The following is a 12,524-nucleotide window of genomic DNA, read 5'->3' on the forward strand; positions in this document are numbered from 1 at the left end:
CGCTCCTTTATTTACGCAATGAATTGGCTCATGTGAGGTATTAGTCTTGCCCTCAAGTACCAGTTTTTCAAGCACGGTTTGCTAAAAATTTACTTAATATTTTGGTAAGTTGACGCTCTTCGAGCAAGACACTCAAGCCACCATCCAAGCTGTATAACTCAAGATAACCCGCTTCTCTTAACAGCTGGATGGCTTGGTCGCTGCGTTTACCGGATTGGCAGTATATAAAAATAGTCGCTGTTCGATCCTCATACTCAGCGGTAACCTTCTGAACTAAATCATCACTTAAGCTGATGCAGATACCACCTATGTTAAAACCTTTGTGCTCTTGTTCACTTCGTACATCAAGTAGAAAAGGGGCTTCGTGGCACATGAGTCGTTCTACGAAGGCTTTTGCTGTTAGTTTCGTGTTTTGATGACACTCGCTGATTGATTCAGTACTTGTGTGTTTTCCCCCTTTCTCTTTATCTTGCTTTGTGCCCAGCCTAACGCTCACTGTGCTCTTTTCCTTAGGCTGAGCGCAATCACATTGTGTATTCTGGCTAAGATTAATCGTGCGCAATTCATTCGCTCTTCCAGAAAACAAATACAGCTTATTGGCAATGTCACTTTGCTCAGATATTAAATACTGTAAACAACTATTGGCTTGCAGCAAACCTAGCATCCCGGGCAAGGAGCTTAAAACACCAGCGGCATTGCAATCGGGTATATCGGCAGGAATATCAGGGAACACACATCGAAAACATGGTCCGTCTGGTGTAAACAACGCCATTTGACCATTTGTACCTAACACACTGGCATATATCCATGGAGTTGCCTGCTCCAAGCAATACTGATTAATCAGCATGCGAGCTTCGAAGTTATCAGTACAATCAAGCACGATATCTGCTTTGGTAAGCAAACTATGCATATTTTGAGCGCTCAACGACTCGCTGGCACTAAGAACAGTAATGAATGGGTTATTATCATTCAAGCGTTTGGCAACCATGCGAGCTTTTGATTTGCCGATATCCGCAAAGGAAAACAAAACTTGACGATGTAAATTCGACTGGGAAATACAGTCACCATCGACAATTGTGATATGTCCAACCCCTGCAGCACCTAAATACATAGCAACAGGACACCCCAACCCACCTGCCCCTACAATAACAACCTTGGCATGTTTAAGGCCAAGTTGGCCAGCAACGCCCACTTCATTTAATTGCACATGCCGCTGATATTGCTGCCATTCTCCTGCATTAAATAAACTCATGAGCTTAATGCTTCCAATAACGCGCGAGTCTTTTCAAGAGGTGAATCTGCGCGTGTGATTTCGCTTATCATAGCGATGCCAGATACCCCAAGTGCGTGAATGGCTTTCGCTCTTTGCAGATCAATACCGCCAATTGCTACCACCGGGTAGGTTAAACCACTTTGCCAGTAACTAAGTCCGTCTAATCCTTGCGGGATCCACGGCATGTCTTTACTTGTTGTCGCATAAACGGGACCGTAGGCAATGTAAGAAGGTTTAACAGCGTGTGCACGCGCTACTTCAAAGTGACAATGGGTGCTGATCCCTAAGCGCAAACCTGCATTGCGGATTTGGTCTATCGGGTTAGCTGAGTCTTGCTGGGCAGCGATTAAATCTTCCTGACCTAAGTGCACCCCGTAAGCATGGTGTTTAATGGCCAGTTGCCAATAATCATTAATAAACAAACGACACTGGAAACGCTTTGCTATTTCAACCGCGCGTTTGATTTCCTCTTCAAGTGACTGCCCAGCTAAATCTTTTATTCTAAGTTGAATAGTTGATACCCCAAGTGGCAGCAGCATCTCTAGCCAATCAGCACGATCAACAATGGGATATAAGCCTAGCGGTGAATCACCGATATCAGGAAATGGCTGAACTGGGGTCAAAAATGAATGAGACTCAACACAACCCGCCCCGCCATTGTCATCACGTAAATTAGGTAAACTCAGTTGCCCCGAAGGAAAACACCGAATATCAACTGCACCTTTAGTATGGGTGCCTCTATTATTTTCTGCCCCTTTACCATGGATGTCCTTGTAATTTTCTGACCTATTAGTATGGGTGTCTTTGTTATTTTTTGACCCTTTAACATGGGTGTCCATGTAATTTTTAGGGTTAGAAAGTAAGCCCTTGGCGACATATAAACCTTGGGTAATAGCCATTTTTGCTATCACCACTGCATCTTTTAAGCAATAGCCAAGTGCAAGACAACTGGCTATTGCAGAGGCGAGAGCACAGCCAGTTCCTCTTGTATGCCGAGTGTCGACCCATTGATTCTGCAACCAAAACTGCTCCGTAGGACTGCAATAATAGTCTTGACTAAACTGCTTCGCACAAGGGCCGTGACCTCCTTTTATCAGCACTGTAGCGGCCCCTTTATCAAGCAGAATTCTTGCAGCATGTTTTATGTCTTGGTTGCTAAGAATGCGAAACCCTACTAACCGTTCAGCTTCAGGAATATTCGGGGTGATTAACGTGCAATAAGGCAGTAAAACGTCGGTGTAATACCTATGGCTGTCTTCACTTTCATTGGCTGTTAGGTAATGACCACTGGTTGCAGTGCCGACGGGGTCACAAATAAGGGGAATGCCTAACGCTTGTTGAGCATCGATAATACTTTTTGCTTGTGCATGCTGCCCAATTAATCCTGTTTTAATGGCGCTGGGCTGAAATGCGCTAACGGCTTTAATTTGTGCGTCAAACATCTCTTTTTCAACCGCGTTCACCCCCATAACCTGTTGATTATTTTGCGCTGTAACCGCCGTGAGTACACTTAAGCACTGAACGTGAAAAGCGTGCTGCACTTTTATGTCCATTTGCATACCAGCTAGGCCTGCGCTGTCGCTGCCAGAAAAGGTTAAAACCGAGGGTTTTATACCGTTATTTAACGACTGGGGATCGCTGACGATTGCTTCATGGCTTATCATGCTCAGCCACCTAGCTCATGTTTGTCTTGGTGCCAAAACGGCGTACCCAATACCGGTGTGCTCGGCTTAGCTAAATCTCGCTGTTGCATGACGCCTGCTTCGAAGCCATTTCGCCCAGCACAAATTCCATCACGAAATCCCCTTGCCATCATCACAGGGTCGTTTGCCTCAGCCACTGCTGTGTTGAGTAATACACCATCAAACCCCAACTCCATTGCCTGTGCCGCATGGGAAGGCACACCGAGTCCTGCGTCAATAATCAAGGTGGTATCGGGCAAGCGAGCTCTGAGAATTTGTAGGGCATACGGGTTCATGAGTCCTCTACCTGTACCAATAGGAGCCCCCCAAGGCATAACAATTTTGCACCCTGCGGTAACTAAACGCTCTGCGAGCACTAAGTCATCGGTAGCATAAGGAAAGACTTCAAAACCCTGTGCAATCAACTCTTTCGTAGCTTCTAATAGCGCAAAGGGATCAGGCTGCAAATTATATTCATCCCCCAGTACTTCCAGCTTTATCCAGTGGGTATTAAATACTTCCCGCGCCATATTTGCGGTTGTGATAGCATCTTTCGCACTGTAGCAACCCGCTGTGTTGGGCAATATATGCCGGTTAAGATTTTGTATGTGCTGCCAAAAAGACTGCCCTCCTTGTTGTGTTGGTAACTGGCGGCGCAATGAGACAGTTACCACTTCTGCCGAGGATTCAACAATAGCTTGCTGCATGATTTGTGGCGAAGGATATAAAGACGAACCAATTAAAAACCGGCTATCGAGTGTCACATCTGCAAGTTGCCAACTCATTTTAGCCCCCTTGCATCGGTGTGAATGCATCAAGCGAATCTGCATCTTGTAAAATCACACTATTATGTTCATTTTTAGGCACAAATTGACCATTTACCGCCACGGCGCACATCTGCGGAGCCCCTAATTCAAGCAGTACCTCAGGTAACGCCTGCGCTTTCAACTGATGCGGCTCACCATTAAATTGAATCGTTATCATGAAACCTCCTGTATAAGTTCAGAAAAAAGTGACCCTTGTGCCGTAGAAAACAGACGATGACAAGCCTCTTGCGCTAAATAAGGAGCGAGTAAATACCCGTGTCGATATAAGCCATTTATTTGCATCACCTGCTTGTTGCACAGAATTTTAGGTAGATTGTCAGCGAATGCAGGACGGCAATTGGTGGCACAATGAAGTATTTTAGCTTCAGCAAACCCTGTATCAATTGAGTAAGCAGCAGAGAGCAACTCGAGCGCAGAGCGTACACTAATAGGACCATGGTCTTCGCTTTCTATTTGGCTCGCGCCAATTACAAAGTGTTGGTCATTTCTAGGCGCGATATATAGTTTGTATCTGGGGTGCATCATGCGCACAGCTTGCTTTAGTTCAACATCAGGGGCATGCAGGATGATCACTTCACCGCGTACACCACGCAACTGTATATCTTGCTGTGCAGCTAAATCAGACTTTGCACCTAACCCTCGGCAATCGATCACGTGATCAAATATCTGTCTACCTGCGGGCAAATGTACCGCCGCTCGGCCTTTGTCTTGGCCTTGCGAGATGCTCTCAATTTTATCAACATGGCTATTTGCCTGCCAATTGACTCCAGCGCTCATCAAATACCGAGCAAGCCCTTGCATAACTTTATCGCTATCAAGCCACGCTTCTTTGTGCAAGTGCAGTGCGTGGGTAAACCCCGTTGCAAGTGCAGGCGCATAGCGGCGAAGCTCATTATGCTCAAGCATGTGCATATGCGCGGATAATTCACCTCCCATTAAATTCGGTAGTTTAGTGTTTAGCTGCTGGTAAAAACGCTCAAAATACGGCTTATCCTGCTGATGCGCCACCACTAGCGTTCCCTGATTGTATAGTGTTAGTCGCTCGGGTATAGCTGCGTTTACCGTGCGTAAAATATCAGGCCAGCGCTCAAGGGACACCATGCCCATACTAAATACCTCACTTTCTGCGCTTTCCAGCTCACTGTATGGTGACAACATACCGGCAGCGGTGTATGCAGCTGCATGACCTGACGCTACCGGGTCTTTGTCAAACAAGGTTACGGAGACTGGCTCGGGGCGATTAATGAGCTGCCAAGCCAATACTCGCCCCATAATTCCAGCCCCCACGATTGCAAATTGTGTCTTGCTAACCGCTTGCTTCATGGATGAATTAGTCCTTTTGCGCGACGTATATTTGCGCGCCAGAGGCGGTAAACTCAGCTGATTTTTGCGCCATACCGGCTTCAATTTCAGCGTTTTGTAAATCCGCTGAATAATCACGCACCTCTTGAGAAATTTTCATTGAGCAAAATTTCGGACCACACATAGAGCAAAAATGTGCCACTTTCGCGGCGTCTTTCGGCAACGTTTCATCATGAAATTCACGGGCGGTATCAGGATCAAGGCCGAGATTGAATTGATCTATCCAGCGAAATTCGAAGCGTGCTTTTGATAACAAATCATCACGATAACGGGCACCAGGATGACCTTTAGCGATGTCTGCTGCATGGGCTGCAATTTTGTAGGCCATAATTCCTTGTTTCACATCGTCCTTATTTGGTAAGCCCAAGTGTTCTTTTGGCGTCACATAGCAGAGCATCGCACAACCGTACCAGCCAATAATTGCCGCGCCTATCCCACTGGTAATATGATCGTACCCAGGCGCAATATCAGTAGTAAGAGGGCCTAGCGTATAAAAAGGCGCTTCGTGGCAATGCTTTAACTGCATATCCATATTTTCTTTTATCATGTGCATAGGCACATGACCCGGCCCTTCTATCATGGTTTGTACATCGTGTTTCCACGCGATCTTGGTTAATTCACCTAGGGTAATCAGTTCAGCAAATTGTGCCTCATCGTTGGCATCAGCCAATGAGCCTGGTCGCAAACCATCACCAAGAGAAAAGCTCACGTCATATGCCTTCATGATGTGACAAATTTCTTCGAAATGCGTGTATAAAAAGCTTTCTTGATGATGCGCAATACACCACTTGGCCATTATCGAACCTCCGCGAGACACAATGCCTGTGACTCTATCTACCGTCATAGGAATATGATGTAAACGCACCCCAGCATGGATAGTAAAGTAGTCCACCCCTTGCTCTGCTTGCTCAATTAAGGTATCTCTGAATATTTCCCAAGTCAGGTCCTCTGCTACACCTTTTACTTTCTCTAGTGCTTGGTAGATTGGCACGGTACCCACTGGCACAGGTGAATTTCGCACTATGTAATCCCGAGTCGAGTGAATATTTTTACCAGTGGATAAATCCATGATGGTGTCGCCGCCCCAGCGGATTGACCAGACCAGTTTTTCTACTTCTTCCTCAATGGATGAGCGCAACGCCGAGTTACCTATATTGCCATTGATTTTAACCAGAAAGTTGCGCCCAATGATCATCGGCTCAAGCTCAGTATGGTTGATGTTTGCGGGAATAATTGCCCGCCCATCAGCCACTTCTTGGCGAACAAATTCGGCTGTGATTGGTTGCAAATTCGCCCCTAAAGGGTTGCCTTTTAAACGCGTATTTCGTTCTTCGGTTGTAAATTCGTTATTTAATGCCTCACGCGCTTGGTTTTCGCGCACGGCAATGTATTCCATTTCTTTGGTGATAATTCCTTGGCGTGCGTAATGCATTTGGGTAACATTTTTCCCTGATAATGCACGCCTTGGCGCTCGTTGTAGCGCGTCGTTGTAATATTGAAACCCGCGGTCTTCATCAAAGTGGCCATTGTCTTGGGGCTGAACTTCTCGCCCCACGTATTGCTCGGTATCATTGCGCTCAAGCACCCATTGCCCACGCACGTCAGCAATGCCTTTGTTGACATCAATATCAATTGATTCATCGGTATACGGACCGGATGTATCATAGACGGTAACGGCAGTGCCATCGGTGAGGCTAATTTCACGCATGGGCACGCGAATACTTGGGTCATTTGGGGATGACACGTACACCTTTTTACTGGCAGGAAGAGGAGTGCGTGTAATTTTTTGGCTTTCAGCGTCGTTGTTTGCTTGCGCATTTGTTGCACTGGAAGAAAGGACAGTGTTCATTTTGTTTTCCTTTTGTGTTCCTTAAAAAATACAGGCGCGCGGAAAACGAAAACAAACATCCCAAGACAGGATGTGCTGCTCATTCCTACGCCGATACTAGTCGGATCAGGTTCTACGGGTTTGTATTACTACATCTCAGCCAAAAAAGGCGCCCCGAGAGCGAATGCGGATAATAGGACAACAAAATTAAAAATACTAGCCCCTAATTTTTGCGCGAATTTTTAACCAATACTGCCCTCTAATAAGCATTTTGAACTAAACACAAAACGTAATTTTAAGGGAAAAAGGCAAAAAGCAGATAAAACCTAAAATTCACTAAAAACCTTAAAAAATATCGTTATAATGCAGCCAAAATTCATAAAGGTGCGAATATAAAATATGAAAAACAAGACTACCTACTAACACGTTAGCGACGTTTAGCGTCACTTTACATTCAGCAGATTTTTATGAATAACCCTAAAATATTCGCGTTTTTTATGGGGGAAGTACTTTCAGCGAGGAAAAAATTAAGCCTATTTTTTACTTAAACAGCTTCGGCTAAGCTCGTTATCATTTGTCCAACGAGACCAAGTTGAACACGTAAAGCCTCATTAATGAGTGTTCCCGCGCTTAGTAGCACGCTTAAGGCCATTAACTCGTATTGATACAACACAAACGCTGTTATCATAAGTGAATTATTATATTGAAAGGCGTTACCATGAAATTATTGATCCGTAATTTAGACCGCACCACGACACAAGACGAACTGCGCACCCTTTTTGAAGGTTATGGGGTTGTTCAATCATGCACAATCGTAATGGACCCTGCTACCCATAGCTCTAAAGGGTTTGGCTTTATTGAAATGCCAAAAGTAGGCGACGCAAAAGCAGCGACAATTAACTTAAATGGCCACACATTAGGGGCTAATAAAATTCGCGTGAAAAAAGCAGACGATAAGGTTGAAAGCACAGAAAAACCAAACGAATAAGCGAAACTAAGGAAAACCTGTTAACGCCGAAAGGTTAAAAACAGTGAAAGGGCTAACAGAATCAATGTCTGTTAGCCCTTTTACGAGTAGGAAGTATCTCCCTTAATCATATTTCTCGTTATATACGCGCTTTTTTACGCTGTAGATAATTGTCAATTGAATACTTACCTGCCCCTGCAAACAGTAGATAAAGTAAACTGACAAATATCAACATATCGGCTCTAGCTTGATGCTGCGCGCGCCAAAATCCATGGCGGCTTAGCATATCTAATCTCTTTGCTGCGACGTTTAGCGGCGCTTTAAGACAAATTTCTTTTGATAAATGAGCTTTCGGAATGACGCTGCCACGCCTACCTAAAGTCCTATTTAATAATACTCGAGTTGAATAACGCTTTTTAAAATTGACAGTGTCAATATAAAATATATGATGGTTTGTTCCGTTGATCACAGCAGTTTTAAAACAATGCTCTTAAAATTAACAAAGTAAAGGGTAACGATGCCAAAAGTACTGTCTGAAGAAGAGATAGCCTGTTTTCGCAATCGCATGTGCGACCATGCGCTAGCGTCATTTGCTAAAAGCGGCGTCGAAGGGATTTCACTGCGCGGGCTAGCCGCTGATTTACGCTGCAGCCGTACTACGCCGTATCGCTACTTTAAAAACAAAGCTGATATTCTTGCCGCACTGCGCCAGCGAGAGTTCGCACGCATTGCTGATACCCTAGAAAATGCACTGAGTAAAGAGCCAACCCTAAGTAAACAATTAAGCGCGCTTTGCCATGCATACTTTGAATTTGCTTTGGCATTCCCCGATTCATACCGCGTTATGTATAGCGTGTCGCAACCTGATTTGAGCAAATATACCGATCTTGAGAACGAAATATTACGCAGCAGTATGCCAATGCGACAGGTTGTCAAATCCGCTATAAGCGCGGGGATCTTAAAAGGTGACCCGGTCGAAATATGTTATGTGATTTGGGCTGGGTTACACGGCTTAATATCGCTGCACCTGTCTCACATGTTGGGTGAACAGCGAGACGTAGCACAGCTTGCAACCGTTATGATTGACGCTCTATTACGCAGTGTTAGTGATGAGCCGACTTCATCTGAATCCAACAAGTAAACGACAATAAATGAATATCAAGGACAACAATATGAGTAACAAAGTAGATACGCTGTTCACCCCGTTTAAACACAAAGGTCTATCCTTGGATAACCGAGTGGTAATGGCCCCAATGACGCGAGAGTTTTCTCCCGGTGGTGTGCCATCGTCTGAGGTGGCCGATTATTATCGTCGCCGTGCACAAGGTGGCACGGGCTTAATCATCACCGAAGGCACGACCATAAATGATCCTGTGGCGACCATGAGTGAGCGTATTCCTCAGTTTCATGGTGACGCAGCGCTCGCTGGGTGGGAGGAAACCGTTAAAGCTGTGCACAGCGCAGGTGGTAAAATAATGCCGCAGTTATGGCACGTGGGTATGGCTCGCCCTCAAAAGAAAGCGCCGTACCCTGAACTCCCTAGTGTAGGCCCATCTGGTTTGTTTAAACCTGGCAAGCAAGTATCGGAGCCGATGACACAAGTACAAATTGAAACTGTGATTGAAGGCTTTGCAAATGCTGCCGCAGATGCTCAGCGAATTGGCTTTGATGGCGTTGAGATCCACGGAGCCCATGGTTATTTGATTGATCAATTCTTCTGGGAAGGTACGAATCAGCGCACCGATGCCTGGGGTGGCAGCATGGCGAATCGTGGTCGTTTAGCGGTTGAAATTATTAAGGCTATTCGCGCCATCACATCACCCGACTTCCCCATCGTGTTACGCTATTCACAGTGGAAACAACAAGACTACACAGCAAGGTTAGCCGAAACTCCGCAATTACTGGAAGAGTTTTTGGCTCCATTGAGCGACGCCGGAGTCGACGTATTCCATTGTTCACAGCGCCGATATTGGGAAAACGAGTTCGACGGAAGTGAATTAAACCTAGCCGGTTGGACAAAAAAACTAACAGGCAAGCCAACCATTTCTGTAGGCTCAGTGGGCTTAAACGAAGACTTCTTCAGCGCATTTGCAGGAAAAGGCTCAAACACCCGCTCAATTGACGATCTCATTGAGCGGATGGACAAAGGCGAGTTTGATTTGATCGCAGTTGGCCGCGCCCTACTGCAAGATCCTAAGTGGGCTGATAAGATTCGCCACGGTAAATTAGAAGAACTTGAGCAGTACTCGGGCGAAGCGCTGACGACTTTGTCTTAGCCTCATTATGCTTTGACTCGCCTAAGTAGCTCGCTCTGCTTAGGCAATTCAAAACAGATGGATTATGTGTACCCGAAAAATGTCGTCACTGAGTCAGCATTCATATTAAGTATTGTAACGAATATGATTAAGCCATTGAATAATATCGTTAAAATTTATCTCGTACGATACTTGTTATCCAGAAATCAGATTAAATAGAGAAAAAGTGCCCCCTATGAGCCATCCAACCGCTGCCAATGCGTTAGCCAAACGCACGTTACTATTAGCTGCAGCCGCTATGGGGTTTGCACAAACCGTGTTGTTTGCCATTCTTGCACCATTAGGGCGAGAAATCGGCTTAATAGAAGTACAAATTGGCGCGATTATCTCTTGTTCGTCATTAACCATATTTTTGGTCAGTCCCTTGTGGGGGCGAGCCAGTGATATGTGGGGCCGACGAAAAGTGTTGTTGATCGGTTTATTTGGCTATTCATTAGGGACCATTTTATTTGCTGGTGTGTTTCAGGCTGCGCTTCTGGGGTATCTTATCCCCCTTATCGCGCTTGCACTTTTGATCACAACCCGGGTTGCTAATGCTGTCGTGATGGCTGCTGTTACCCCATCAGCCAATGCATATATGGCTGATATCACCACAGTAAAAGATCGTATAAAAGGCATGGGAGCCATTGGTGCAGCAACCAACATTGGCTCTATTCTTGGCCCCGCAGTAGGTGGTTTACTGGCCAGTATTAGCTTGCTAACGCCCTTGTATTTTTCAGTCATACTTACCTTAGGCGCTGCCGTTCTCGCCGTTTACGCGTTACCTGTATTACCCAGGCCGACAGAAATAAAAGTATTACCTAAATTAAAGTACACCGACCCAAGAATTTTCCCCTTAGTGGTGGCTGGGGTGTTGCTCTTCATGGGCTTTGCTATCGTGCAGCAAACCATCGCCTTTCGCTTTCAAGATGTATTGGCATTAGACGGTACGCAAACAGCCAAAATAGTCGGTGTTAGCTTAATGCTCTCTGCCGCAGCAGCCCTTTTTGTGCAACTATTGGTTATACCTAGGCTATCTGTTCGTCCTTTTGTTTTGTTACGCATGTCGATGCCGATGATGATGATTGCCTTTGCTATTATGGCCATAGCCGATACGCAAACTATGTACATTATCGCCATGAGTATTTTAGGTCTTGGGATGGGGTTCGCTGGCCCAGGTTTTATGGCTGGGGCCTCAATTGCGGTATCTGCGGATGAACAAGGTGCAGTAGCAGGTGTTGCAGGTGCGTGCCCGCCACTAGGATTTACTGTGGGCCCGATACTGGGCACCTATCTGTATTCTATCGATGGCACACTGCCCTACTGGTTTGCGTTTGGTTGCTACTTTTTGTTGTTTTTCTTCACCCTGAAGTTTAAAGACAAACACTAATCCCTTTGCCCCAAATACATGGAATGAGATGCATGAGACCTGATGCTTGAGACGTATTGCGTGAAAAGAAACGGCTTAATTGACTAACTCACAAGCGTAAATGCTTATCTCACCTCCTAGCAGACAAGGCCGAAAATTGAAAACACCGGTTAACGAAGTGGGCGTATTCACTGCTTTATTATTTACCTTTAGTTACCACCTCATACACTTTACACAACAGATAAACGCTAGCGCCGGCAGCAAAAGAAAACATATAAGCCGTTATGGGTACAAAAATGTAAGCTATTGCGGAAGTAGAAGATGCATGTTCAGCCGTATACAGCGGGCTAGTTATTGACCAATAACCACAAAAGATAACCCATACGGCGACGAGCAAACTTACACATAAAGAGAGCCTGCCCTTGAGTGATTCAAGAAGTTTAGTGCAAATAGCACACGCAATAAGGCTTACAAACGGAATTAACCGTATAGAGCCAATCAATATTGCTCCAGTAAAACTAGAATGACCAAACGCTTTTTGCGCAGCCTGTTCAAGTTCAAAACCACCGACTATCAAAAGCACCAATAAATGATTGAAATCTTCATAAAGCAATATAAATGACGCGATACACGCTAAAATAAATCCTTTTCTCACATTTTCTCCTTAAGCAGCACTAACGTTCCAAATATATCCCGCATTAAAATTACCTATCAGCGATAAGAAGTGCTTGCACCAATAGGGTTCAATGTTATTTATGTGATATAGACCTTGCTTAGTTTTGGTGCTTCCCTTTGGTGTGTATTCTAGTGGTGTTACGTTAACACTTTTTCTACATTATGCGCAAAACGGTTAAAATTATGCATGATTTTGGCGCACGGTTGGGCATTTTATCAACAAAACGTCGGTTATTTTACGAATTTG

General features: G+C 45.1%; 12 protein-coding genes and 1 riboswitch. Of the genes, 4 read left to right on the top strand and 8 right to left on the bottom strand.

What is annotated here, in order from left to right; all coding sequences use genetic code 11:
* Positions 1–67: 67 nt before the first annotated feature.
* The 6 genes from FX988_RS03020 to thiC are packed head-to-tail and all read right to left on the bottom strand — an operon-like array spanning position 68 to position 6,993.
* Entirely contained in the window at positions 68–1,252 is a 1,185-nt protein-coding gene (locus FX988_RS03020) for a HesA/MoeB/ThiF family protein (protein ID WP_160178278.1), read from the bottom strand.
* The gene (gene thiE, locus FX988_RS03025; protein ID WP_160178279.1) at positions 1,249–2,937 is read right to left on the bottom strand and encodes a thiamine phosphate synthase; all 1,689 of its coding nucleotides are present in this window, start codon (positions 2,935–2,937) and stop codon (positions 1,249–1,251) included. The genes FX988_RS03020 and thiE overlap by 4 nt, the downstream gene beginning before the upstream one ends.
* Positions 2,938–2,939: 2 nt before the next feature.
* On the bottom strand, positions 2,940–3,740 hold the full coding sequence (locus FX988_RS03030) for a thiazole synthase (RefSeq protein ID WP_160178280.1): 801 nt from the start codon (positions 3,738–3,740) through the stop codon (positions 2,940–2,942).
* 1 nt (position 3,741) lies between these two features.
* The gene (thiS, locus tag FX988_RS03035; protein WP_160178281.1) at positions 3,742–3,939 is read right to left on the bottom strand and encodes a sulfur carrier protein ThiS; all 198 of its coding nucleotides are present in this window, start codon (positions 3,937–3,939) and stop codon (positions 3,742–3,744) included.
* The gene (locus tag FX988_RS03040) at positions 3,936–5,105 is read right to left on the bottom strand and encodes an FAD-dependent oxidoreductase (protein ID WP_160178282.1); all 1,170 of its coding nucleotides are present in this window, start codon (positions 5,103–5,105) and stop codon (positions 3,936–3,938) included. The genes thiS and FX988_RS03040 overlap by 4 nt, the downstream gene beginning before the upstream one ends.
* 7 nt (positions 5,106–5,112) lie before the next feature.
* Positions 5,113–6,993 (bottom strand): phosphomethylpyrimidine synthase ThiC, encoded by a 1,881-nt coding sequence (gene thiC, locus FX988_RS03045; protein WP_160178283.1) that lies wholly within the window; start codon positions 6,991–6,993, stop codon positions 5,113–5,115.
* A 65-nt stretch (positions 6,994–7,058) separates the two neighbouring features.
* A riboswitch (TPP riboswitch) is annotated at positions 7,059–7,159 on the bottom strand.
* Positions 7,160–7,690: 531 nt separating this feature from the next.
* On the opposite strand from thiC, the gene FX988_RS03050 reads away from it, so the two are divergent.
* The gene (locus FX988_RS03050; RefSeq protein WP_160178284.1) at positions 7,691–7,960 is read left to right on the top strand and encodes an RNA recognition motif domain-containing protein; all 270 of its coding nucleotides are present in this window, start codon (positions 7,691–7,693) and stop codon (positions 7,958–7,960) included.
* A gap of 118 nt (positions 7,961–8,078) precedes the next feature.
* Here FX988_RS03050 and FX988_RS21605 read toward each other — a convergent pair whose 3' ends face one another.
* The gene (locus tag FX988_RS21605) at positions 8,079–8,225 is read right to left on the bottom strand and encodes a hypothetical protein (RefSeq protein WP_201751682.1); all 147 of its coding nucleotides are present in this window, start codon (positions 8,223–8,225) and stop codon (positions 8,079–8,081) included.
* A gap of 231 nt (positions 8,226–8,456) precedes the next feature.
* On the opposite strand from FX988_RS21605, the gene FX988_RS03055 reads away from it, so the two are divergent.
* From FX988_RS03055 to FX988_RS03065, 3 genes are all read left to right on the top strand, one after another.
* Positions 8,457–9,080, top strand: a complete 624-nt coding sequence (locus FX988_RS03055) for a TetR/AcrR family transcriptional regulator (RefSeq protein ID WP_160178285.1) — start codon at positions 8,457–8,459, stop codon at positions 9,078–9,080.
* Positions 9,081–9,111: 31 nt separating this feature from the next.
* On the top strand, positions 9,112–10,215 hold the full coding sequence (locus tag FX988_RS03060) for an NADH:flavin oxidoreductase (protein ID WP_160178286.1): 1,104 nt from the start codon (positions 9,112–9,114) through the stop codon (positions 10,213–10,215).
* Positions 10,216–10,429: 214 nt separating this feature from the next.
* Positions 10,430–11,623 carry an MFS transporter gene (locus tag FX988_RS03065; RefSeq protein ID WP_160178287.1) on the top strand — a complete coding sequence of 398 codons (1,194 nt, stop codon included), beginning with the start codon at positions 10,430–10,432 and terminating at the stop codon, positions 11,621–11,623.
* Between the two features lie 178 nt (positions 11,624–11,801).
* Here FX988_RS03065 and FX988_RS03070 read toward each other — a convergent pair whose 3' ends face one another.
* Positions 11,802–12,257, bottom strand: coding sequence for a hypothetical protein (locus FX988_RS03070; RefSeq protein ID WP_160178288.1), 456 nt, complete (start codon positions 12,255–12,257; stop codon positions 11,802–11,804).
* Positions 12,258–12,524 lie beyond the last annotated feature (267 nt).

This window comes from Paraglaciecola mesophila, from assembly GCF_009906955.1.
Lineage (GTDB): Bacteria > Pseudomonadota > Gammaproteobacteria > Enterobacterales > Alteromonadaceae > Paraglaciecola > Paraglaciecola mesophila_A.

Coding starts and splice junctions, on each gene's coding strand:
- FX988_RS03040 (WP_160178282.1), bottom strand. CDS start 5,105: ATGAAGCAAGCGGTTAGCAAGACACAATTTGCAATCGTGGGGGCTGGA.
- FX988_RS03050 (WP_160178284.1), top strand. CDS start 7,691: ATGAAATTATTGATCCGTAATTTAGACCGCACCACGACACAAGACGAA.
- FX988_RS03055 (WP_160178285.1), top strand. CDS start 8,457: ATGCCAAAAGTACTGTCTGAAGAAGAGATAGCCTGTTTTCGCAATCGC.
- FX988_RS03065 (WP_160178287.1), top strand. CDS start 10,430: ATGAGCCATCCAACCGCTGCCAATGCGTTAGCCAAACGCACGTTACTA.
- FX988_RS03030 (WP_160178280.1), bottom strand. CDS start 3,740: ATGAGTTGGCAACTTGCAGATGTGACACTCGATAGCCGGTTTTTAATT.
- thiS (WP_160178281.1), bottom strand. CDS start 3,939: ATGATAACGATTCAATTTAATGGTGAGCCGCATCAGTTGAAAGCGCAG.
- thiE (WP_160178279.1), bottom strand. CDS start 2,937: ATGATAAGCCATGAAGCAATCGTCAGCGATCCCCAGTCGTTAAATAAC.
- FX988_RS03020 (WP_160178278.1), bottom strand. CDS start 1,252: ATGAGTTTATTTAATGCAGGAGAATGGCAGCAATATCAGCGGCATGTG.
- FX988_RS21605 (WP_201751682.1), bottom strand. CDS start 8,225: ATGCTAAGCCGCCATGGATTTTGGCGCGCGCAGCATCAAGCTAGAGCC.
- FX988_RS03060 (WP_160178286.1), top strand. CDS start 9,112: ATGAGTAACAAAGTAGATACGCTGTTCACCCCGTTTAAACACAAAGGT.
- thiC (WP_160178283.1), bottom strand. CDS start 6,993: ATGAACACTGTCCTTTCTTCCAGTGCAACAAATGCGCAAGCAAACAAC.